At 35.9% G+C, this 23,523-nt stretch carries 20 protein-coding genes; 3 read left to right on the forward strand and 17 right to left on the reverse strand.

Annotated elements, in window-relative coordinates:
- Positions 1-18: 18 nt before the first annotated feature.
- The 5 genes from GTH25_RS09690 to betI all read right to left on the reverse strand — a co-directional run bounded on the left by GTH25_RS09690 (position 19) and on the right by betI (position 6,723).
- On the reverse strand, positions 19-1,296 hold the full coding sequence (locus GTH25_RS09690; RefSeq protein WP_075673780.1) for a cytosine deaminase: 1,278 nt from the start codon (positions 1,294-1,296) through the stop codon (positions 19-21).
- Complete coding sequence (gene codB / locus GTH25_RS09695; protein ID WP_164530526.1) at positions 1,286-2,536, reverse strand: cytosine permease; 1,251 nt, start codon at positions 2,534-2,536, stop codon at positions 1,286-1,288. Before codB ends, GTH25_RS09690 begins: the two co-directional genes overlap by 11 nt.
- Before the next feature lie 365 nt (positions 2,537-2,901).
- Positions 2,902-4,581, reverse strand: a complete 1,680-nt coding sequence (betA, locus tag GTH25_RS09700) for a choline dehydrogenase (protein WP_075673779.1) — start codon at positions 4,579-4,581, stop codon at positions 2,902-2,904.
- 39 nt (positions 4,582-4,620) lie between these two features.
- Positions 4,621-6,096, reverse strand: coding sequence for a betaine-aldehyde dehydrogenase (betB, locus tag GTH25_RS09705; RefSeq protein ID WP_099660320.1), 1,476 nt, complete (start codon positions 6,094-6,096; stop codon positions 4,621-4,623).
- A 24-nt stretch (positions 6,097-6,120) separates the two neighbouring features.
- Complete coding sequence (gene betI, locus GTH25_RS09710) at positions 6,121-6,723, reverse strand: transcriptional regulator BetI (RefSeq protein ID WP_075673777.1); 603 nt, start codon at positions 6,721-6,723, stop codon at positions 6,121-6,123.
- Between the two features lie 209 nt (positions 6,724-6,932).
- On the opposite strand from betI, the gene GTH25_RS09715 reads away from it, so the two are divergent.
- Positions 6,933-8,975, forward strand: a complete 2,043-nt coding sequence (locus GTH25_RS09715; protein ID WP_164530527.1) for a choline transporter — start codon at positions 6,933-6,935, stop codon at positions 8,973-8,975.
- Positions 8,976-9,037: 62 nt separating this feature from the next.
- On the opposite strand, the gene GTH25_RS09720 is transcribed toward GTH25_RS09715, so the two are convergent.
- Positions 9,038-9,652, reverse strand: a complete 615-nt coding sequence (locus tag GTH25_RS09720) for a LysE family translocator (protein WP_164530528.1) — start codon at positions 9,650-9,652, stop codon at positions 9,038-9,040.
- Between the two features lie 205 nt (positions 9,653-9,857).
- On the opposite strand from GTH25_RS09720, the gene GTH25_RS09725 reads away from it, so the two are divergent.
- The gene (locus tag GTH25_RS09725; protein ID WP_164530529.1) at positions 9,858-10,736 is read left to right on the forward strand and encodes a LysR family transcriptional regulator; all 879 of its coding nucleotides are present in this window, start codon (positions 9,858-9,860) and stop codon (positions 10,734-10,736) included.
- Positions 10,737-10,895: 159 nt separating this feature from the next.
- Complete coding sequence (locus tag GTH25_RS09730; RefSeq protein WP_164530530.1) at positions 10,896-12,053, forward strand: pyridoxal phosphate-dependent aminotransferase; 1,158 nt, start codon at positions 10,896-10,898, stop codon at positions 12,051-12,053.
- A 63-nt stretch (positions 12,054-12,116) separates the two neighbouring features.
- Here the strand turns inward: GTH25_RS09730 and GTH25_RS09735 are convergent, their stop codons facing one another.
- From GTH25_RS09735 to oppB, 11 genes are all read right to left on the reverse strand, one after another.
- The gene (locus tag GTH25_RS09735; RefSeq protein WP_098942581.1) at positions 12,117-12,674 is read right to left on the reverse strand and encodes a fimbrial protein; all 558 of its coding nucleotides are present in this window, start codon (positions 12,672-12,674) and stop codon (positions 12,117-12,119) included.
- An 18-nt stretch (positions 12,675-12,692) separates the two neighbouring features.
- On the reverse strand, positions 12,693-13,688 hold the full coding sequence (locus GTH25_RS09740; RefSeq protein ID WP_098944070.1) for a fimbrial protein: 996 nt from the start codon (positions 13,686-13,688) through the stop codon (positions 12,693-12,695).
- 19 nt (positions 13,689-13,707) lie between these two features.
- Complete coding sequence (locus GTH25_RS09745; RefSeq protein ID WP_156733503.1) at positions 13,708-16,299, reverse strand: fimbrial biogenesis usher protein; 2,592 nt, start codon at positions 16,297-16,299, stop codon at positions 13,708-13,710.
- 33 nt (positions 16,300-16,332) lie between these two features.
- Positions 16,333-17,025: a fimbria/pilus periplasmic chaperone gene (locus GTH25_RS09750; protein ID WP_156733505.1), complete on the reverse strand. Its 693-nt coding sequence runs from the start codon at positions 17,023-17,025 to the stop codon at positions 16,333-16,335.
- A gap of 24 nt (positions 17,026-17,049) precedes the next feature.
- A complete protein-coding gene (locus GTH25_RS09755; protein WP_156733507.1) occupies positions 17,050-17,592 on the reverse strand; it encodes a fimbrial protein in 543 nt (180 codons plus the stop codon).
- Positions 17,593-17,654: 62 nt separating this feature from the next.
- Complete coding sequence (fimA, locus tag GTH25_RS09760; RefSeq protein ID WP_069368993.1) at positions 17,655-18,215, reverse strand: type 1 fimbrial major subunit FimA; 561 nt, start codon at positions 18,213-18,215, stop codon at positions 17,655-17,657.
- 272 nt (positions 18,216-18,487) lie between these two features.
- Complete coding sequence (locus tag GTH25_RS09765) at positions 18,488-18,823, reverse strand: helix-turn-helix domain-containing protein (protein WP_098942576.1); 336 nt, start codon at positions 18,821-18,823, stop codon at positions 18,488-18,490.
- A gap of 808 nt (positions 18,824-19,631) precedes the next feature.
- Positions 19,632-20,639, reverse strand: coding sequence for a murein tripeptide/oligopeptide ABC transporter ATP binding protein OppF (oppF, locus tag GTH25_RS09770; protein ID WP_075673768.1), 1,008 nt, complete (start codon positions 20,637-20,639; stop codon positions 19,632-19,634).
- Positions 20,636-21,622 carry an ABC transporter ATP-binding protein gene (oppD, locus tag GTH25_RS09775; RefSeq protein ID WP_075673767.1) on the reverse strand — a complete coding sequence of 329 codons (987 nt, stop codon included), beginning with the start codon at positions 21,620-21,622 and terminating at the stop codon, positions 20,636-20,638. The genes oppF and oppD overlap by 4 nt, the downstream gene beginning before the upstream one ends.
- Positions 21,623-21,632: 10 nt before the next feature.
- The gene (gene oppC, locus GTH25_RS09780; RefSeq protein ID WP_023581989.1) at positions 21,633-22,541 is read right to left on the reverse strand and encodes an oligopeptide ABC transporter permease OppC; all 909 of its coding nucleotides are present in this window, start codon (positions 22,539-22,541) and stop codon (positions 21,633-21,635) included.
- A gap of 18 nt (positions 22,542-22,559) precedes the next feature.
- Positions 22,560-23,480, reverse strand: coding sequence for an oligopeptide ABC transporter permease OppB (gene oppB, locus GTH25_RS09785; protein WP_069368989.1), 921 nt, complete (start codon positions 23,478-23,480; stop codon positions 22,560-22,562).
- Positions 23,481-23,523 lie beyond the last annotated feature (43 nt).

Consider the following 23,523-nt stretch of genomic DNA (forward strand, 5'->3'; position numbering starts at 1 on the left):
AAAATGAAATCTATTAGATTATTTATAATTAACCAGTGTTGGCTTATCTAACATAATTTCTGTTTTTGCCGGCTCAGTTTGTGCAATAACTTTACCTTGGCGAATAGAATAACGTACAGGTACTTGACGACGTAAAGCATCAAATCCGTTATCTGCTGGCAGAATAATAAAGTTTGCACTATTTCCTACATCAACACCATAATCCGTTAAAGCGAGTGTTTTTGCGCTGTTGTGGCTAATTAACTGTAATCCGTTATCTATTTGACCATAGCCCATTAATTGACAAACATGCAATCCCATATGTAAAACTTGGAGCATATTTGCTGTGCCTAATGGATACCAAGGATCAAAGACATCATCATGACCAAAACAAACATTAATATTACTTTCTAGCATCTCTTTGACGCGAGTAATACCACGACGTTTTGGATAGGTATCAAAACGACCTTGCAAGTGAATATTAACTAAAGGATTCGCCACAAAGTTAATACCAGACATTCTTAATAGTCGGAATAAACGTGAAGTATAAGCGCCATTATAAGAATGCATTGCGGTCGTATGACTGGCTGTCACTCTTGAGCCCATATTTTCTTTATGTGCTAAAGCGGCAACCGTTTCAACAAAGCGAGATTGTTCATCATCAATTTCATCGCAATGAACATCAATTAAACGATCATATTTTTGTGCTAATGCAAAAGTTTTATGCAGTGATTCAACACCATATTCACGCGTAAATTCAAAGTGTGGAATAGCACCTACAACATCAGCACCTAATTTTAATGCTTCTTCTAATAATGCTTCACCATTAGGGTAAGACAAAATACCTTCTTGTGGAAAAGCAACAATTTGTAAATCAACCCAAGGTTTAATTTCTTCTTTCACTTCCAACATGGCTTTTAATGCTATTAGCGAAGCATCTGAAACATCCACATGGGTTCTAACATGTTGAATACCATTAGCAATTTGCCATTGCAGCGTTTGCCATGCACGTTGCTTAACATCATCGTGAGTTAACAGTGCTTTTCTTTCAGCCCAACGCTCAATACCTTCAAATAATGTTCCCGATTGATTCCAATTCGGTTGCCCTGCTGTTTGTGTTGTATCTAAATGAATATGAGGTTCAACAAAAGGAGCGTGAACTAAACCACCTTGCGCATCTAATGCTTCAGGATGAAAATTAGTTTCAGGTTGTGACTCTATCGCTTCAATTTTGTTGTTTTTAAGCGTAATACGCCACAAACCTTCTTTTCCAACCAGACGAGCATGATTAATTTGTTCGATATTCTTACCCAGCATGACTTATCTCCGATTGTCGAGCTGTACGACGATTTAATATTGGATTTAACACAGCGTAGCTTATTGCGCCCCCTAGCACAGCATTAACAGGCACAATACCCGGTAACCAATGCCCTGCAACAATACCTATCGCAACAGCAAGTAGCGCTACCCAGTTAACCGATTGCATTGTAGCAATATTAAAGGTGTTATAGCGTGCTTTATTCATCAGATAATCTGCAATAATAACGCCCCCTACTGGTGGAATTGCTGCAGATAAAAAGGTAAGCCAACCTACAAAGTTATTATAGAGCCATAACGCACACAGCGTTCCGATGATACCGTTTATGACTGAAAGTTTTTTACTTGATAAACCAGTGATATTGGCAAAACCTAATCCTGATGCATATAACGCATTATCATTGGTTGTCCAGATATTTAAGCCTAATACGACAATCGCTGGAAGTAATAATCCTTGCGCAATCATCACATCAGAAATATCTGCCATTCCCAGTGAAGCTGCACCTGCAGCGCCAAAGACAAACATTAATGTATTGCCTAAGAAAAAGGCGATAATTGCAACCACCACCGCTACTTTAGGGTTTCGCCCAAAACGTACGAAATCAGCCGTCAGCGTACCTGCACTAATAAACGATCCGACAACCATCGCCAGCGCTAAATTAAAATCTAATGGTTGAGCAGGTTTAACGGCCATTAGCGTTGAAAGCCCCCCCATATCATGTATAGCAAGATAAACAGAGTAACTTCCAAGGATTGCGATAGCAGGAACTGCGATGATAGAGAGAATAGTGAGAGCAGAAATACCGAAGAATACTGTGATGGTCATTAAAATGCCGGAAACGGCGATAAGGAGATTAATATCAATACCAGTAGCTTTTCCTACCGGGATGGCAAACATTGCCACACCCACACCAAACCAACCAACCTGAGTACCACCGAGTAAAAATGAGGGAAGCCAAGAACCTTTAATACCGAAAGAGTAACGCGCGAGGAGATGAGTAGTAAGACCTGTTTTTGAACCAATAAAACCAAGAAATGCGGTGTAGATACCAAGAAGAAGATTACCAATTAGAACTGCGAGGAAGAAATCATTAAAGGAAAGACCAGTACCAAGAGCGCCGCCAGTCCACATACTGGCTGAAAAAAACGTTAATCCCAACATCACAAAGGTTAACGCCAATCCACCCTTTCTTGCGGATATGGGCACTGGACCCTGACTATAATTGTTGTCCTGAGACACTTTAACCCCCTATTAATTTCACCAGGCCAAAAAAATCTGACGAATTCTATCTGCATAAAAATATTATGCAAACGTTTTCGTTGTCTGTTTACGATAATTAATGGAATGCTTCAGTTATGGAGAGTTGATATTCATCACAAAAATGGCAGGAAAAACGTTATTTTACTTGAATTTACCTCGTTACTTTGGATTTCTTTTATAAAGTAATTTTATTTAGAAATATTTATGATAAAAACCAATCATATTTTTTCTTGAATATTTAGGATTTATATAAATTATTTTTATATAATTTCAATGTCAACAAAGAGGAAATAATGATGAAAAGACAAAAAAGGAATTTACATTCCTCTTTTGTCTACCTTAATTTATAGGCTTATATTTGTTTTTCTTACAGGTTGATCTCCTGCAACATAATAGTCAGCTTGGCTTTTAGGTAAAGGATTTATTCCTCTCACTTTATCTGCTAGTTTTTCTGCCATCATAATTGTAGTTGCATTCAAATTCCCAGTGATTATTAATGGCATGATAGATGCATCAATAACTCTTAAGTTTTCTATGCCGTGTACTCGACCTTCCCCATCGACAACTGCCATTTCATCCGTTCCCATTTTACACGTGCCACAAGGATGAAATGCTGTTTCAGCACGTTCTCTGACAAAAGCATCAAGCTCTTCATCACTTTGAATATGTTTCCCTGGGCTAATTTCTTCTCCACGATAAGGATCTAATGCCGGTTGTGCCATTATTTCTCGAGTGATCCGAATTGCAGCGCGAAACTCTTCCCAATCTTGTTCTGTGGACATGTAATTAAACAAGATACTAGGATGATGATGAGGATCTGTAGAGGCTAATTTTACTCTCCCTCGACTGGGTGAACGCATCGATCCTACATGTGCTTGAAAACCATGAACATCTACCGCATTGGTGCCGTTATAATTAATGGCAACGGGTAGAAAGTGGAATTGAATATTGGGCCACGCATATTTTTCGCTAGAGCGAATAAATCCGCCAGCTTCAAATTGATTGCTTGCACCTATACCTGTTCCTTGAAATAACCATTGTGCACCAATCTTAGGTTGGTTATACCATTTTAAAGCAGGATAAAGTGAAACAGGCTTTTTACATTCATACTGCAAATACATTTCTAGATGATCTTGCAGATTCTCCCCAACCCCTGGTAATACATGCACAGGAGAAATATCAAATTCATTTAATATTTCTTCAGGCCCAATACCAGAACGTTGCAATATTTGAGGTGAGGCAATTGCCCCCGCACAAAGCAATACTTCTCGACGGGCTTTTACATGATGAAGAGTGGTATTTTCCCCTAAAAAATAGCGCACACCAATTGCTTTTTTTCCTTCAAACTCAATAACATCTGTTATGGCGTGAGTCTTGATCGTTAAGTTTTTTCGTGCTTTAGCTTGATCAAGATAACCTCTTGCGGTGCTTGCTCGGCGACCTTTCGGTGTGACTGTTCTATCCATTGGGCCAAAGCCCTCTTGCTGATAGCCATTAAGGTCAATCGTTCTTGGATATCCTGCTTGTACACCGGCTTCAATCATCGCTTGAAATAAAATATTATTGCCTTTTTTCGGTGTTGTTACACTTACAGGCCCTTTATCACCATGATAGTCATTGGCACCAATATCACGAGTTTCAGCTTTACGAAAATAAGGCAAGCAACTTAAATAGTCCCACTCTTCAAGACCAGGCAATTTTGCCCACCCATCAAAATCCATTGCATTACCACGAATATAACACATGCCATTAATTAGCGATGAACCACCTAGCCCTTTTCCTCGACCACATTCCATACGTCGGTTATTCATATAAGGTTCAGGCTCTGTTTCATAAGCCCAATTATATCGCCTACCTTGTAACGGATAAGCTAATGCCGCTGGCATTTGTGTACGAAAATCGAACCTGTAGTCCGGACCTCCAGCTTCAAGGAGCAGCACAGTAACTTCAGGATCTTCTGTCAAGCGGGTAGCAAGAACGTTACCGGCTGAACCAGCACCGATAATAATGTAGTCATAGACCATTGTTATCTCCTCTGTTTCAGTCATTAAAAAAAGAATGGATTAAAAAACGGATGAAAACTCCCCAAGTTCAACTTGAATAGATTTTGTTTGAGTATAATTCTGTAATGTAACAAGCCCGTTTTCACGTCCCACCCCAGAATGTTTATAGCCACCAACCGGCATTTCTGCTGGAGACTCGCCCCATGTATTTATCCAACAAATTCCTGCTTCCAATTGGTGAATAACACGGTGAGCTGTTGTGAGATCTTTAGTGACCAGACCTGCGGCCAAACCATAAACGCTATTATTTGCACGTAAAATTACTTCATCTTCAGTTTGATAACTAAGAATACTCATCACAGGGCCAAATATTTCGTCTTGCGTAATTTGCATATCATCTGTGCAATCAGTAAAAACTGTCGGTGCAACATAAGCACCTTGCGCAAAATCGCCGTCTAACAAACGATGACCACCACAAAGTAATCTCGCCCCTTGGGTTTTGCCTAACTCAATATAACTCAAGACTTTTTCAAGATGAGGGAAACTGACTAGAGGACCAAAATTGGTGTCCATTTCAAGAGGAGAGCCGATTCGAATACGGGAGACACGTTCAGTGATTTTGGCTTCAAATGCTTTTTTTAACTTTTCTGGTACAAATACGCGCGTTCCATTGGTGCAAACTTGGCCTGAACTATAAAAGTTAGCCATCATTGCAATATCAGCTGCGGTATCTAAATCTGCATCATCAAAAATAATTAAAGGTGATTTTCCACCAAGTTCCATTGTCACTTCTTTTAAGCTTGATGCAGAAGCATTTGCCATCACTTTCTTACCAGTTTCAATTCCACCAGTAAAAGAAACTTTCGCAATGTCAGGATGTTGTGTTAACCATTGCCCCACGTTCGCTTTTCCTGTAACAACATTAAAAACGCCTTTTGGCAATCCTGCTTCAGTATATATTTCGGCAAGTTTTAATGCTGTTAATGAAGTCATTTCACTTGGTTTAAAGATCATGGCATTACCTGCGGCAAGCGCAGGTGCAGATTTCCACAACGCTATTTGAATGGGGTAGTTCCAAGCACCAATCCCAGCCACAACACCTAAAGGCTCACGTCGCGTATAAACAAAAGCGGTTTCTCTAAGCGGAATTTGCTCTCCTTCAAGTACGGGGATCAGACCTGCGTAATATTCTAAAACATCAGCCCCCGTCACAATATCGACATAGCGCGTTTCAGATAGCGGTTTACCTGTGTCTAAGGTTTCTAAATGAGCCAATTCATCATTACGTTCACGTAAAATATCAACAGCGCGTCGCAAAATTCGAGAGCGTTCCATTGCCGTCATTGCGCCCCATATTTTTTGTCCCTGCTTGGCACTTTCAACGGCCCAATTGATATCTTCTTCACTTGCAGATTGTAAATGTGCGATCACTTCACCATTAGCTGGGTTAATCGCTTCAAATTGCTCACATTCCGGTTGTGCACAATCAACATATCCACCATGAATATAGAGTTTTTGTAACGGTGGGTTTGGCATATTTTCTCCTTTATTATTAGTTTTTTAAGTCTTTATTTGACTCCGATTTGTCAATTGCATATCGATATATTCATTAGTAATGGTTTTGGCCTCTTCAAGAGAAAATGGTGCATGACTTAATGCACTTCGTAGCCATAAACCATCGATTAATGCTGCTAAACCTTTCGCAGCTAAACGTGCTTGATCTTTCGTAAGAACGCGCCCAAACTCGTAACTTAAATTGGAATAAAGCCTTCTATCATTGACCTTTTGTAGACGATTCAAATTAGGCTGATGCATACTACTCGCCCAAAAGGCTAGCCATGTTTTCATTGCAGCTTCACTGGTTTGAGAGGTATCAAAGTTACCTTCAACAATAGCTTGAATACGTTGTTTAGGTGTTGCATCACTTAACATCCTTAAACGTATCGCCACCGCAAAACCCAATTGATACTGGATATGGCGCATTGCAGCTTCCAGCAATCCATTTTTATCACGAAAGTAGTGACTAATAATGCCGTTAGAAACACCGGCTTTTCGAGCTATCAATGCGATGCTCGCCTCTTGCATTCCAACCTCATTTATAACGGTTAACGTTGCTTGGATTAATTGCTGTTTACGTATCGACTGCATTCCTATCTTCGGCATGTTTTAAAGACCTAAAAAATACATTGAACGCTTTTATTAAACGTTTTTTTAATTGAACATTCAATCAATATTAACTATTGTTTATCACAATTAATTTACATTTTTATATAGGAGGACATTGTGAAAATTTGAATCTTTGCAACTAATTCAATTAGTTAACAAAGAATGCAACTTTTAACTTTTAGATAAATAAATTTTTGGAATTTCTGATGACAACTCTTAACAGCACAAAAAAACCACAGAAAGACAAGCTAAATTCTGTTGTTTTTTTCGCTTCAGCAACGCTAATTTTAGCGTTTTCTTTTTTCACAATTTTAATGACAGAAACGGCAAATACATGGATCGTGTCAACGCTAGGATGGGTATCAAAAACCTTTGGTTGGTACTATTTATTAGCAGCAACGCTATACATCGTTTTTGTTATTTTTGTTGCTACTTCTCGTTTTGGAAATATCAAATTAGGGCCTGAACAATCAAAACCCGAGTTTAGTGTTTTAAGTTGGTCTGCAATGTTATTTGCAGCAGGTATTGGGATTGATTTGATGTTTTTCTCTGTGGCGGAGCCCATTACGCAATATATGTTACCGCCAACAGGCGAAGGTGAAACAATAGAAGCAGCCCGTCAGTCGATGGTGTGGACTTTATTCCACTATGGCCTGACGGGCTGGTCTATGTATGCACTTATTGGTATAGCACTCGGTTATTTTAGCTATCGTTATAATTTGCCCTTGACCATACGCTCTGCACTTTATCCTATCTTTGGAAACCGCATTTATGGCCCAATTGGCCATACCGTTGATATTGCAGCGGTATTGGGAACTATTTTTGGTATTGCGACAACATTAGGTATTGGTGTTGTACAACTTAATTATGGGCTAAAAGTTCTTTTTGATTTGCCCCAAGGGCTAGGCGTTCAAGGCGGGTTAATTCTATTATCTGTAATTATGGCCGTTATTTCGGCAACATCTGGCGTTAATAAAGGGATCAGGATTTTATCTGAACTCAATGTATTACTTGCAATAGGACTTATTTTATTTATCTTATTTGCAGGTGATACTGAGTTTTTATTAAATGCGCTAGTATTAAATGTCGGTGATTATACTAATCGTTTTTTAGGCATGACATTAAATAGCTTTGCATTTGATAAACCAACCGATTGGATGAATAGCTGGACACTCTTTTTCTGGGCTTGGTGGGTTGCATGGTCACCTTTTGTTGGTCTATTTTTGGCACGGATCTCAAGAGGACGAACAATTCGACAATTCGTCATAGGTACCTTAATTATTCCCTTTGTTTTTACACTACTATGGTTGTCAATTTTTGGTAATAGTGCTTTATATGAAGTGATCCATGGTAATAAAGAACTCGCAAAAACAGTATTGGAAGCTCCCGAAAAAGGATTTTATTCATTATTAGAACTCTATCCTGGTTTTGGTTTAACGGCGTCTGTTGCCACAATTACTGGATTATTATTTTATGTCACTTCTGCCGACTCTGGTTCATTAGTATTAGGTAATTTCACCTCTCAATTAAGCCATGTTAATAATGACGCCCCCAATTGGCTTCGCATTTTCTGGTCTATTGCTATTGGTTTATTAACGTTAGGTATGTTAATGGCAGATGGTATTTCGGCCTTACAAAACACAACCATAATAATGGGATTACCCTTTAGCTTTGTTATTTTCTTTATTATGGCCGGACTTTATAAATCATTAAAAGTCGAAGATTTTAGACGTGTTAGTTCGCTAAATACCAATGCGCCAGCACCACTTTATGGCAATACTACGATGAATTGGAAACAGCGTTTAGGGCGAGTAATGAATTTCCCAGGAACGACCTATACACAACGGATGTTAGATTTAACTTGTATGCCAGCAATGCAAGATGTGGCTAAAGAGCTGTTATTACGAGGAGCCAAAGTCGAATTCAATTATTGCCCAATTGAAGATAATGAACGCTTACATCATTTAGAGCTTGTGGTCGATCTTGACCAAGAGCAAAATTTTATTTATCAGATTTGGCCACAAAAATATTCAGTACCTGCATTTACTTATCGTGCTCGTCGAGGTAAATCAGATTATTACCGTTTAGAGACTTATTTATGGGAAGGCTCCCAAGGAAATGACTTAATGGATTACACCAAAGAGCAGGTCATTACAGATATTTTAGATCAATATGAAAAGCACCTAAATTTTATTCATCTTAGTCGTGAAGCACCAGGGGCAACATTAACGTTTCCTGAATCAAATTAAATCCTCACTTAAAATAAAGAAAGGAGATCATTATTTGATCTCCTTTTTATTTGTTTAATTTTCTACTTCACTGAAATAAACAACAACCCAATACCCAAAAGGATTAATAATACACCAATAATTTTATCTGCCACTTTTTGATTTGAAAGTATTTTTGTGCGTAATAAAGGCGTAGAAAAAAATAACGCAACACAACTAAACCAAACCCAATGAGCAACAGAGATAAACATACCATAAGAAAGATTTATCCAAAGTGGATTACTTAAGTTGGCAACTTGCGTATAAAGTGCAATAACAAACAACATCGTTTTAGGATTTAAAGCATTAGTAAAAAAACCAACACGTAATGCCTGAAACATATTGGGTGCTAAATTGCTCGCATTCTCAATGGTCAGTTGTGTTTTATTCGTTAACGATTTAACCCCAAGATAAATTAAATATCCAACACCTAATAATTTCATAATAAAAAAGAGCGTTGGTGATCCCATAATAATAAAAGAGATACCAAATACGGTATAAAAAACATGTAATTGTACTCCAATCGCAATACCAATTGCTGTCATTAACCCTACTCTTACACCATAGGAATAACTATTTTTTGTCACCATAGCAAAATCTGGCCCTGGGCTAATAACTGCCAATATTGTAATTATCGCCACAGCAATTAGTTCACTCATTGTTCTTCTCACTCTCACTTTTGAATCAATAATAAGTAATAAAAAGTGACATAAAATATGTTCTTCTTTTAATAAAAACCTATTTAACTCACCAACAATTACCCTATTTTGCTGTCTTGACTAAAAATAAAAAGCGATTTATCTTGCAGTATATCTGTGATTTTTCATCGTCTATTTTTACAACTCAACTTTATTGCTTATCTTTATGAAAACACCCTCTTTAACATCATTGCGTTTTTTTAATAGTGCCGCTCAAACAGGTAGTTTTGTTAATGCAGCGGAACAACTTCATGTCACTCACAGCGCAGTAAGTCGCCAAATACGATTATTAGAAGATGAATTAGGTATTCCTTTATTTGAACGGCGCAATCGCGCAGTTTATTTAAATGAAGCGGGTCGATATTTATATAAAACAACTTCTTCAATTTTTGAACAGCTAGAAGAAACAGTCTCGCATCTGCGCTCCCCTTTAAATAATCCGGTGTTAGCGGTTTCTTGTGAACCCACTATTGCGATGAAATGGCTTATTCCTCGCTTATCTCACTTTTATGCATTACACCCTGAAATCACGTTGCATTTAGTTGCCGCGGGTGGTGCGATTGATTTCAATAAAGAAGGTGTCGATTTAGCATTTCGGCGGAATGATTTCTTATGGCATAAGAATATTTATGCAACAAAAATATGTGATGAGCGAATTGGTGCTGTCGTAAAGCCTAATAATATCCATTATTCAGATAAGCAATTAACAACGCTCTCTCGCCCTCAAACTTGGCAAGATTGGTATCAATATTCAGGTATGCAACAATCTACTTATACTCATACCAGCCAATATGAGCATTTTTATCTTGCTATTCAGGCTACTCTTGCTGGATTAGGTACGACCATCGCCTCTTTTCTTATGGTGCAAGATGAATTAAAAGATCAACAGCTTATCGCTACACATGGCTTTGTTAAAGATAACTCAAGCTACTACTTGCTCTCTCCAAGTGAAATCATGCCTGACTCAAAGCAAGATAAGTTTAAAAACTGGATCATTGCTGAAGCGGAAAAATGCGCAATAGAGACTGAAAGATCACAGGGATAATTCTATTCTTATCTCAAAAACACTCAGCTACCCGTTTGCTCCCATGAAAATAAAGTGAATAAATAATTATTTTTTTATCATATTTATTTACTTCTATCATTTTTTTAGTAATCTATGAGAACTAATAAAACATAGAATAATTTACTTGGGAAACATAACATGAATCGTCGTTCATTCTTAACATCATCAAGCCTTGTTATTGGCGGATTATCATTAAGTTCTTTTGTGAGTTCAGCTTATGCCAATGAAGTACTAAAAAATAAATTAGTATTTAATGCAGAAAATCCGTTACTGCTTAATTTCAATGAAAACTCATTAGGCATGTCGCCTAACGCTAAAAAAGCCATTATTGATGCTTTACCCAATGCATTTAGATATCCAGATGAGGCGCGTAGCAAATTAATTAGCGAATTAGGGAAAGAATTTAAACTTTCAGATAAACATATCACCTTGGGAAACGGTTCATCTGAAACAATTCAAGCAGCAGTTCAATTTGTGGCAAATAAAGCACAAAAAGAAGGTAAATCAGTTCAACTTATTGTTCCTGATCCAACATTTAATTATGCCGAACTTTATGCAGAACCTTTAGGTGTAAAAATCGTTAAAGTGCCTGTTGATAATACTCTAGCTTTCGATTTAGCAACTATGCAGAAAAAAGCGCAAGAGTTTGATGGTATTAGCATGGTGTATTTGTGCAATCCGAATAACCCAACCGCAATGTTAACTCCTAGTGTAGATTTATCGAATTGGGTAAAATCAGCAAAAGAGAATGTCTTTTTTATTATTGATGAAGCTTATGCTGAGTTTGTTTCAACACCTGAATTTATCAGTGCTATTACATTAGTAGCGGAAGGTTATAAAAACCTGATTGTGACCCGTACTTTCTCTAAAATTTATGCTTTAGCAGGGCTGCGTGTAGGTTATGGCGTTGCCGTCCCAGAAGTAATCTCACAAATTGATGCCTTTGTTTCTATTGATAATACTAATACTGCAGGTGCAGTTGCCGCATTAGCCTCACTAAAAGATAAAGCTTATGTGGAATATAGCCGTAAATCGATTGATGTTTCACGTCAGATGGTTGTGGATGCCTTAAAAGAGCTCAATATTGAATATGCACCATCTCATGCAAACTTTATATTCCATAAAGTTAAAGGCGATGTAAAAACCTATCAAAATAGAATGAAAGACGCGAATATTATGGTGGGCCGCGAATTTCCGCCTGCTTTTGGTTGGAGCCGTTTAACGTTAGGAACCCCAGAAGAGATGCGTTATTTTGTAGCTACATTAAAAACCTTTAGGGCTAAAGGTTGGATTTAACTTTATTCCGATTAATTTATAATGGGTTATGCATAAAGGGAACTAAAATGTTCCCTTTATCATTTAAAGATATTCTAAAGAAAACAAAACTTCGCCATTTGCACTACCACTCACAACAGCCGAACCCGTCGCTGCATATTGTGCATAAAAATCAAGAGCAATATTATTGATTGTTCCTACGGGATAAATAATGCTACTTTTCCCCGGTAATACCCTATCTTTATTTTTATCTAAAATTGCAATTCCAATATTTTTTGCAGAATCATTTTCTGACAATTTAAATAGTGTATTATCTTGACTATCAGTATCCCCTTTAAAGGTCACTTTCACTCCAGTTGTAAATACACCACAATCCGTTAAATTAAGCGTAAATTTTATCGGTTCTGTTGTTTTGTTTTGCTTAAGATCTTTCGTTCCCCATACTCCCAAATCTACAAATTTATTCATGGATTCAGGACTTACTCTGCATGTGTTTGCAACAATATTTGCTTTTATAACAATATTGGTATTTGCCAATTCAGCTTTTGCGCTTTGAACGAGAAATATTAAACACCCGACCACTAAAAAGAGTATCCATAATAAAGAGCGTATTATTTTGTTACTATAAAATAATTCATTCATGATATGAGCCTATATAAATTAAGGGAAATCGACTCTTAGAAAACCACTCGATGTCACAGCCCCTTCTGTCGGTGTTTTACCATCAATACTGACAGGATACACATTAATGGTAACATTAGAGTCAGAATTCCCATTTAGTTTAAAAGGAATAAAACTGGATAGATCATTAGGGGTTAATTCCGCACCATTCGCGTTCGCAATAATAAATCCAACACTTTTATTATTAGACACTATTGCATTACCCTGCACAGAATCGGCTTGTAAGCGCATCGTTAAATCGGCACTGGCATCTATATTGTCACATTGAATACTTAAGTTACGAGAAATTGTATTTACACCTTCGGCTTTTTTCCCCGCTTCTTTAAAACTTGATGCAGGAATATTATCAAAATCAATATTTAACACTTGACCTGAATTAATAACACAAGATTGTGGTACAGATATCGAAAGATTTAAAAATAACTGAGTGATCACAGCTTGTTTTGTGGCGCAATTTTGTGGTTGGCAAAAGCCAAATTCACCAACAAAAATATTTTTTACATAAGTACCAGAAATAATCGCTTTATCAATTTTTATTCGGGTCTGATATTTTCGTGTGGATACAATCCCTTCTTCACCTTCTTTATAAGAACGCGGGCCACAAGTAGAACTTAAAGTAGGCACATTATAAGGAACATAAATTGTTCTACAATTATTTGTCATCCTTAAAGCCACTGAAATGTAATCATCTATTCTTGAGTATACCCAATCATTATTACTCGTATTTGCAGTAGGAATATTGCCATTAGAATATGTTGCCCAAGTTTGTCCTTGACCTGCATTCCAGCGTAATGTAGTTCGATTAGTTAAACTAATATCAGATGCATCTTTAGTGATCCCTACCTTATTTTCATTTTTTGTTAACTGTCCACTTAGTGTTGAAATTTCATTAGCATTACAACCACTGATACAGCTAACAGCAATAGCACTATTTGAAGCAATGGCTATTATTGTAAATAATAATATTCTCATCATAATAAAACCCATTCAGTTGCTATTTATCTGATTGACACGTAGAAGAAATAAAATAAATCCCTTTTTCTTTAGATGATTTATCGTTAATTTCATAATTAAATGCACATTGTTGATCTTCCAGTCTTCCCCATTTGGCTTTTAATTTCCCTATCGGTGCTAATCCAGAAATAAAAACATTACCGTTATCACCAACGATCCCACTCACAGAACGTTCTTCATCGACAACCATTGCACCAAATGGAATAATCGCACCATTTTGTTTCTTTAAATTGACTATCGCTCGATAACCGATATTTGTTTTAAAATCAGCCTGTACTAATGCTCCTTTAGTAGGAATAACATTCATAATTGCATTTTCTAATTCAACATTCTCGCCTAATGAATTAATATCTAAAGAAACACGATTATTCTTATAAATAGAGGCATAAGGTAAAACAGCATATCCTTTACTGTTAGTTAATATACCATTAGCATTCTCTACTCTAATATCATTAGCATCATTTGCTTTAATAAGAATATTTGTATCACCTAAAGGTTGACTTAACGTTATTCCACCAGAATGTGCAACCACTCCACCATTTAAATTATAATTTAATTCATGCCAATCATTATTATAATTATATCCACTTCCTATATTCGCATATTTCCCTTTATAATTAGCATAAACCATACCTGAATATCCGCCGCCATTATGTGCATATCCTTGTTGGATATTATAATTTAAATTGTTATCTTCAAGTAATGTCCCTGTTACCCCCGCCTGCTGTACCCACATATTGTCATTATTTCTATTCATAGAATAAACGGCATACATACTATTTTGGCTAGAATTTAAATCATTAACTCTATTTTGATTAAAAAGATCATTGATAGGTATAGAAATGTTAAAGGCAATATTTTTATTATCTCCGCTCATACCAGGCGATTTAGATTTAGAAAAATTCAAGCTGTAATTAATTTGTTTTATATTTCCATTATAACCAATTTGCCATAGTTGTTCCGTTTCCGATGTGCGCCAATAATTTTGATAAGAGCCTAGTAGATATAAAGAACTGTTATCTGTCACTTGCTGATTAATATTAACTTGAAAACGTCCTTTTTTAGAATAATTTAAATTATAATAGTTAGATAAACTTTCATTATCTCGTGTTATTCCATCAGGAGTGATAATTTCACGCCCTTCCATCCTTTTGTAACTCACTTCATTTAACGTATAATATCCTTGTGTAGAATATCGATATCCCATAATTTGGAAATTAGTCCCAGTACTATTAATTGACTTTGCATAGAGTAGACGGAATGACTGTCCTTTTTTATGTTCATCATTGGGTAAAATACTATTTGCTTGAATGACGTCAGCTGATATCGCGCCTAGATTTCCCAAATTGCCACCAAGACCAATAGCATAAGCTTGATAGTTATTCGAAAACTGACTTCCACCATAGAGTGTTAAATTATGTGGCAAACCATAAATTAAACTTAATTGCCCAAAATTTGGTTTATCTTGAAAATCAGACCCACTTCTAAATTCCCCACCAATAAATTCATATTTAAGACGTCCTTCACGTTGCAAAATAGGCACATTAGAATAAGGCACAACAAATTGAGTTATTTCTCCATTATTCTCTTTAATTACGACATCTAAATTACCACTGCTTGATGTTGCATAGAGATCTTTTATTTCGAATGCACCGGGAGGAACTGAAATTTGATAGATAACAAAACCATTTTGTTTAACAGTAACGATCGCATTGCTATTTGCAATCCCTTTAATTGTAGGCGCGAAACCTCTCATACTATCTGGTAGCATGTTATCATCAGATTCTAGCTTAGCACCTCTAAAACCAAGGCTGTCAAAAATGGTACCACTAGAAAATGAATCACCTACTGTCAGCTCTGCTTTTAATGGGATTATAGGTTTTTGTACATATGTTCTTATATTACGCCACTTATTCTGATCACTTTCACCGCTAGCGTACGTCCATGTGCTTTCATTACGTAAACGCCATGACCCCACATTAATACCCGGGTTTATATTTAAAAAATAGTTATTATTATTAATATTATCTTTATAGTTTTTACTATTTCTTCCTGTAAAATTGTAATTTAATAGGAATGCATTAATACCGTTATCCCATTTTTCTGGAGGAATATAGCCACGAATATTATTTTTAAACATTACTTGTGGAATACTTAAAAATAATTTTTGACTTTCAAAATCAAATCTAATACTTGATTTTTCAATTTCATCTAAAATATTAATACAACTTTCACTATTAATACTCTTGCTATTTTCATTTAGACTCACGCCTAGATTGTTTAATGTTTGACTATTCAAACAAGGTAATAATCCTGTGCCATCAGATGATTTATTATCTTCATAAAAGGAAATGTTTTTAGTTTCAATATATTCATTATTGACATAAATCTCTACTGAATACATTCCTTCAGGCTGACCTTCACCTTTATCAAAGCGTGATAAATCTGCAACTTCACTATCAACACTCGATATCAAATTAGGATTAAAAAAACTATCTGCATGGCTAATGCCCGAATAAAAAGTACCTAAAATGAGATGGAGATTAAAAATTATAGTTTTAGATTTTAGCATAATAAAACCTTATCATTAATTAATCTTACAGTATTATTTACCAACCTTTTTTATTATTGTCGGCGTGCTAGCACCATAATCATTAATAGTTTGATAAGATATTTGATTATAGCTAGGATTATTAATTTTTATTTCTATAGACCCTTTGGGTGGGACCATAGTACTATTTAACCTTTCATCTCCCAGTTTTATATTAATTAAAGTCGCATAATATGGCGTTGGATTATTTATTACTATCCTACCCTGCGAATATATAAATTCCAGGCTATTAGGAACATCTTCCGTTTTAAATTCCAACCCTTGTGGTCTAATAAATATTTTTATTCTAGACAAAACGGCTAATTGCAATATATTTTTATCTTTAATATCTTCTCTTTCTATTTCAGGTATTGCTTTTGTGTTCAACCAAAATAAGCTTTCTCTATCAGTAGGTAAAACTTTTCCTGCATATATTATTCTTAATTTATTTTCACTTTCAGGTTTACTCACAAAAAGGGGCGGCGTTACAATAAATTCATCTGTTTTTTTATCGTTGCTATCATCAATCCATGATTGAACTAAAAACCGTAGTTTTTTATCTGTATTATTAATAGTAATTGATGTTTGTTTAGCATCCATTGGATATATTATACGAGTTGCAGCCAATGCCACTCCCCCAGCATAAGAAAATGAAGAAAAACAGAAGAGAAAAAATAAAAAAATATAATTTCTATACATTAAATACATATGAACCTCGAGTAATAGGTTTAATTAATGATAATTAAAAACAAACCAAACAACACTATCAGCCTTACCGCCAATAACCGTTTTTCTTGTTGCTAAATAGCTTGCTTTGAATTCTAGCTTTAATTCATTCTCTTCAATAAACTTATATTTATTAATATTGTTTGGAATTATTATTTCATCTTCAGAGTTAAATAATGCGACACCAACACCTAAAGCTGAGTTTTGTTTTTCTGTAATATTAAATAAACGTTTATCTTTATTATCCACATCACCTAAAATGTATACACTCACTTTATCAGCCATATTTTTATTGCAGTTCATTAGCTTAATAAAAAAAGGAATTTTTATTGAATGGCTTCCTACACCATTAAATTGATTACTGCTAATAACACCTAAATCTACAACCTGATTCTCACTTTCTGGAGATACTGTACATGCTGGTTCAACAATTCCGCCCCTAAAATAAACAATACCATCATTTAAAAATACTTTATTCCGTTCTATTGAATATGTTGTAAATGAAATAGAAAAAAACAGCGCAATAGAATATATTAAACTATATTTCATATTTGCCTCGATATAGAAGTATGGCCTTTATCAGACCATACTTCTCAATAAACTAGTTAGACTTATTCATATTGCATTCTGAAAGTCACATTGGCATCAGCCTGGCCTGGTGTTACTGTATCTAATGTTGATTTATAGCGAGCAACAAAATTCAAAGTGTTAGCACCGTCAATTAGCTGCTTAGCAGTAGAGAATACAGAACCATCTGGTGATAAAACCTTACCAGTATGATCGGCGATCTCAATACCCACACCAGTAGCTGCGCCTGCGCCACCCGTTGTGATATTACTGACGGCTAATACTGTTTTGTCATTTGAATCGCTAACGCCTGAAAACGATGCAGAGGCATTTTTTGCAACAGTCGTATCACACTCTTCTAAATCAATCGAAAAATCCGTATTTCCAACAGTTTTACCGACACTGTCAAATTGAGCGGTTCGATATTGACCAATATTGATTGTTTGATTCATTGATTTTGCGCTAACAGCACATGCTGCATTCACTATTTGACCCGTAAAATTAATTTTACCACCATTAACAACAGTAGCCGCCGAAGCAATACTACTCAGTGATAAAACTGATACAGCGAATACGGTTTTAACTAGCATTTTTCTTTTAAGCATTGACTTTTCCTTTTTATATTTCAGGTAAATACAAACAACATCTTCACTTCAAAATAGACTTAAAATAATAAGGCTAATATTAAAAATATAATATTAAGAATGGACAATAATATCTAAATCTAAATTTTAGATATAAATATTTAAAATAAACATCACAAAAAAAATGGTTCAATAGATATGTCGATATTACATAAATAGAATTCAATTTAAATTCATATTAAAAAGTGTAATATTGGTATATCCACATAAATAAATTAATAGATTAAAGTTTATTAAATAACATTTTTAAAAAAAGGAATGTTATTATCAGAATCATATTTTATCTTATATTTTAATGTTATTACTCTATTTCTAACTCGTTCAAAAAAATCACCAATTGAAATATCAAATATATTTAATATGTAAAATAACAAATCAACAGGTATTTTATTTATACCTCGTTCATAACGAGATATCTGTTGTTGAGAAATATTTAATATTTTTCCTAGTTCAGCCCCCGTCATTAAATTGCGTTGTCGTAAAAGAGAGAGTTCATATCCTATCGAATGACAAAATATCTTTCTTTCTGAAATATATTTAAAATTCAATGAGAAATCATTTATTTCCAAAATCGCTTTCCTCAAATGTATTTGTATTTAATTTACGTTATGAGATTAACAAAATCAAACATTCAAATTTTTCTAACCAATTAAAATACGCATAATAAAACACTAAATAAGTGTAAGTAAATATACGCAACCACCTTATATCAGGAAGTTAATGACGCACTTTAGTTATACTATCTTTTTTGTACAGGGATAAACTCTAAAAAATAATTATTATTTAAGAAAATAAAAGATATTATTCTGTTAAAATGGAAGGGGTTAATACTTATCATTTAATATTGAGAGGTGTTTTTTAGGATTTTAATATTCCGTTGAATACAACAGCAAAGAAAAAGATAAAGAGAAAGATAAAAAAACACTTTTTTACCCTCGCGAATTAAATTAAAAAAAGATAAACCATTAATTAATCTTATAAATAAAAGAAAGAAGGCCATCCAATATGGGATTTATTGATAAAAATCAATCTTTATGTTTATTAATTTTTTATTACAATTAAAAAAACTTAAATTTTATTTAAGTTACATCTAACACATTAAAAACTGTATTCTTTTCAATATGTAGAGGTTCATAAAAAGAGCAAATATCGTTGATATTAAAAAAAAACACTCTAATAGGTTGATAATTAAGATATTAATAATAAACAATGTGTTTAAATTTTCTTGAATAAAAATACGATCAATATTAAAGTAAGACAATTTAATAAAATATCTTTTACCTATTAGACAACATAGAATTGACGACAATCTTTTAGGTAAAAAAAAGTCTGAATAATTTCAGACTTTTTTATTCATTAATAAATTTTCATTAAAATTTAAAGCGGATCCACTTTTAAGCAAGAGACCGCATGGCGGAAGCTCCCTTCTAGTAAAGGACGTGTTTTTGCACATTCTTCATCAGCCATCGGACAACGTGTACGGAATATACAGCCTGATGGTGGATTAATCGGTGAAGGTAATTCCCCCTCTAATAAATCGATATGCTTATTACGCTCTTTATCGGGATCAGGAATAGGCACTGCTGACATCAACGCTTTAGTATAAGGATGTAATGGATGATGATAAACTTCATCATAGGTTCCTAACTCCACTGCATGTCCTAAATACATCACCAACACACGATCTGAAATATGTTTTACCACTGCCAGATCGTGCGCAATGAAGATTAACGATAATCCCATCTCTTTTTGAATATCTTTCAGCAAGTTAACCACTTGAGCCTGAATTGATACGTCTAATGCTGAAACAGGTTCATCACAAATCACTAATTTGGGTTCTAAAATTAACGCACGCGCAATACCGATACGCTGGCATTGCCCACCTGAGAATTCGTGTGGGTAACGGTTGATTAAGTTTGGCAATAATCCGACTCGCATCATCATTGCTTTCACTTTTTCAACAACTTCAACCTGTTTCATTTTAGGATGATAAGTTTTAAGCGGTTCGGCAATGATATCGCCAATCGTCATTCTTGGGTTTAGAGAAGCCAGCGGATCTTGGAAAATCATCTGAATATCTTGGCGAATATCGCGCCATTGTTTATTTCCCATTCCCAGTAAATCATTACCTAACCAAGTGACTGTACCGCCAGAGGCTTTGACTAATCCAATAATGGCTCGAGCAAATGTCGATTTACCACAACCAGATTCACCAACAACGCCGAGTGTTTCACCTTCATATAAACGCAGTGTGACACCATCAACGGCTTTGAGGCTTTTTTTAGGTTGCCAAAACCACTGTTTATTATCTTGAACATCGAAATAAACTTTTAAGTCATTCACTTCAAGAATAACTTTTCTATCTTGTAATGTGGCTTGAGTCATACCAATTCCTCCACTGCTTTAAAACAGGCACGTAATCGCCCTTGTGCAAATTGCTCTAATTGAGGTTCACTCGTTAAGCATTGCTCTGTTGCATACTGGCAACGAGGTTGGAATGGGCAGCCTTTTGGTAAACGCAATAAGTTAGGAGGATTACCGGGAATGGTAGCGAGTCGCTCATCTTCACCGTCTAAACGCGGAACCGCCTGTAATAAGCCGATAGAGTACGGATGTGAAGGTTGATAGAAGATATCACGCGCTTTACCGTACTCCATAGTACGCCCTGCATACATCACCAATACTTTATCGCAAATCCCTGCAACCACGCCCAAGTCATGGGTGATCATAATAATCGCGGTGTTTAAATCATTCTTAAGCTCATTGAGTAAGGTCATGATTTGTGCTTGAACCGTCACATCGAGTGCCGTTGTGGGTTCATCTGCAATTAAAAGTTTTGGCTTACAAAGTAATGCCATCGCGATCATGACACGTTGACGCATACCACCTGAAAACTCATGAGGATACATGCTCATACGTTTATGAGCTTCAGGCATTTTTACGGCATCTAACATACGCACAGATTCTGCATAAGCATCATTTTTACTCATGCCTTTATGTAGCATTAAGACTTCAATAAGCTGTGCACCGACTTTCATATAGGGATTTAATGAAGTCATTGGATCTTGGAATATCATGGATATTTCTTCAGCGCGCATTTTATTTAATTCGCTCTGACGAAGATTTAAGATCTCACGGCCATTAAAATTAGCACTACCCGCTGTGCGACCATTTTTCGCTAATAATCCCATCAATGCGAAAGCTGTTTGCGATTTACCTGAACCCGATTCACCGACGATCCCTAAGGTTTCACCTGCAGCTAATTCAAAATTGAGTTTATTAACGGCAGTAACATCTCCATCTGGTGTACCAAAAGTCACACAGAGATCTTTAACACTTAATAACGACTTACTTGTTGAATTTGTCATTTTGTTCTCCTTAACGATCTTTCGGGTCTAATGCGTCACGTAAGCCGTCACCGATAAAGTTAAAGCAAAACAGTGTGACAACTAAGAACGAAGCCGGGAAAAGTAACAGCCAAGGAGAAACTTCCATTGAGTTTGCACCATCACTTAATAGTGCGCCCCAACTACTTAGTGGCTCTTGTGTTCCTAAACCTAAGAAGCTTAAGAAGGATTCAAATAAAATCATACTAGGCACTAATAGAGAGGCATAAACCACCACCACACCTAATACGTTAGGTACAATATGCCTTAACACAATATTGCGTGATGACACACCACAGACTAATGCGGCTTCAATAAACTCTTTACGTTTTAGACTTAAGGTTTGTCCTCTTACAATACGTGCCATATCCAGCCAAGATACCATCCCAATCGCAACGAAAATCAGTAAGATATTTTGACCAAAAAATGTCACCAATAAGATAACAAAGAACATAAATGGGAATGAGTTTAAGATTTCCAGTAAACGCATCATCACGGAGTCAACACGCCCACCAATATAACCTGCCATTGCGCCATACAGCGTACCCACAATAACAGCAACAAAGGCGGCTGCAATACCAACCATTAATGAAATACGCCCACCAATCGCAACACGGACTAATAAGTCACGCCCAGATGAGTCAGTACCAAAATAGTGAGAAGAGGCAAAATCAGGTGCCATTGACATCATTTCCCAATCAGTATCGTCGTAAACAAAGGGCGATAACATTGGGGCAAAAATAACAAATAATAAAATAAAGAAAAGTAATACAAGGCTCGTGATAGCCGCTTTATTGTGCATAAAACGACGACGAGCGTCTTGCCATAAACTACGACCTTCAATATCTAGCTGCTCCGAGAAATTCCCCAGAGCTTCGCTGTTTTCCTTCAGTGATAACATAACGCGCTCCAGTGTCTATTAATAACGAATTTTCGGATCAATAACGGCATATAAAATATCGACAATCGCATTAAAGAAAATCGTTAATGCACCTACGATAATGGTTAAGCTTAATACCAATGAGTAATCACGGTTTAAAGCACCATTAACGAATAATTGTCCAATACCCGGCAATCCAAAGATGGTTTCAATAACCATTGAGCCCGTAATAATACCGACGAATGCAGGCCCCATATAAGAGATAACAGGTAGCAACGCAGGTTTTAAAGCATGACGTAGTACAATTCTTTTCATCGGCAAGCCTTTCGCTTTTGCCGTTCTGATAAAGTTCGAATGTAACACTTCAATCATTGAACTACGGGTAATACGCGAGATACTGGCGATATAAGAAAGCGACAGTGCAATCATCGGTAGCAACATATATTGCACCGCACCGCCATTCCAGCCACCAGCCGGTAGCCACCTCAACGAAATAGCGAAAATAAGAACCAGTAGTGGTGCGACAACGAAACTCGGTATTACAACCCCCGTCATGGCAAAAGTCATGACGGTATAATCCCATTTGGTGTTTTGATTCAGTGCGGCTATCACGCCTGCCCCCACACCTAAAATGACAGCAAAAATAAATGCCGACAGCCCTAATTTAGCTGAAACAGGGAATGCTTTACCGACTAAGGTGTTTACACTGTAGTCTTTATATTTAAAAGAAGGCCCTAAATCCCCTTTCGACAATTGAATTAAATAATCGAAGTATTGTTTATAAATGGGATCGTTTAAGTGATATTTCGCTTCAATGTTTGCCATAACCTCCGGTGGAAGTTTCCTTTCCCCTGTAAAAGGGCTACCGGGTGCTAAGCGCATCATAAAAAACGAAATCGTTATTAGAATAAATAGAGTCGGTATCGCTTCTAAAAAGCGACGAAAAATAAATTTGAGCATTGCCCGTTCCTATAACACAAACCTATTCAGGCGTGACGATAAA

The sequence above is a fragment of the Proteus terrae subsp. cibarius genome, assembly GCF_011045835.1.
GTDB classification, from domain to species: domain Bacteria; phylum Pseudomonadota; class Gammaproteobacteria; order Enterobacterales; family Enterobacteriaceae; genus Proteus; species Proteus cibarius.

Bases quoted from the DNA above. Each gene is read 5' to 3' on its own strand.
- GTH25_RS09690 (WP_075673780.1), bottom strand. From the start codon at position 1,296: ATGCTGGGTAAGAATATCGAACAAATTAATCATGCTCGTCTGGTTGGA.
- betA (WP_075673779.1), bottom strand. From the start codon at position 4,581: ATGGTCTATGACTACATTATTATCGGTGCTGGTTCAGCCGGTAACGTT.
- betB (WP_099660320.1), bottom strand. From the start codon at position 6,096: ATGCCAAACCCACCGTTACAAAAACTCTATATTCATGGTGGATATGTT.
- betI (WP_075673777.1), bottom strand. From the start codon at position 6,723: ATGCCGAAGATAGGAATGCAGTCGATACGTAAACAGCAATTAATCCAA.
- GTH25_RS09715 (WP_164530527.1), top strand. From the start codon at position 6,933: ATGACAACTCTTAACAGCACAAAAAAACCACAGAAAGACAAGCTAAAT.
- GTH25_RS09720 (WP_164530528.1), bottom strand. From the start codon at position 9,652: ATGAGTGAACTAATTGCTGTGGCGATAATTACAATATTGGCAGTTATT.
- GTH25_RS09725 (WP_164530529.1), top strand. From the start codon at position 9,858: ATGAAAACACCCTCTTTAACATCATTGCGTTTTTTTAATAGTGCCGCT.
- GTH25_RS09730 (WP_164530530.1), top strand. From the start codon at position 10,896: ATGAATCGTCGTTCATTCTTAACATCATCAAGCCTTGTTATTGGCGGA.
- GTH25_RS09735 (WP_098942581.1), bottom strand. From the start codon at position 12,674: ATGAATGAATTATTTTATAGTAACAAAATAATACGCTCTTTATTATGG.
- GTH25_RS09740 (WP_098944070.1), bottom strand. From the start codon at position 13,688: ATGATGAGAATATTATTATTTACAATAATAGCCATTGCTTCAAATAGT.
- GTH25_RS09745 (WP_156733503.1), bottom strand. From the start codon at position 16,299: ATGCTAAAATCTAAAACTATAATTTTTAATCTCCATCTCATTTTAGGT.
- GTH25_RS09750 (WP_156733505.1), bottom strand. From the start codon at position 17,025: ATGTATTTAATGTATAGAAATTATATTTTTTTATTTTTTCTCTTCTGT.
- GTH25_RS09755 (WP_156733507.1), bottom strand. From the start codon at position 17,592: ATGAAATATAGTTTAATATATTCTATTGCGCTGTTTTTTTCTATTTCA.
- fimA (WP_069368993.1), bottom strand. From the start codon at position 18,215: ATGCTTAAAAGAAAAATGCTAGTTAAAACCGTATTCGCTGTATCAGTT.
- oppF (WP_075673768.1), bottom strand. From the start codon at position 20,639: ATGACTCAAGCCACATTACAAGATAGAAAAGTTATTCTTGAAGTGAAT.
- oppD (WP_075673767.1), bottom strand. From the start codon at position 21,622: ATGACAAATTCAACAAGTAAGTCGTTATTAAGTGTTAAAGATCTCTGT.
- oppC (WP_023581989.1), bottom strand. From the start codon at position 22,541: ATGTTATCACTGAAGGAAAACAGCGAAGCTCTGGGGAATTTCTCGGAG.
- oppB (WP_069368989.1), bottom strand. From the start codon at position 23,480: ATGCTCAAATTTATTTTTCGTCGCTTTTTAGAAGCGATACCGACTCTA.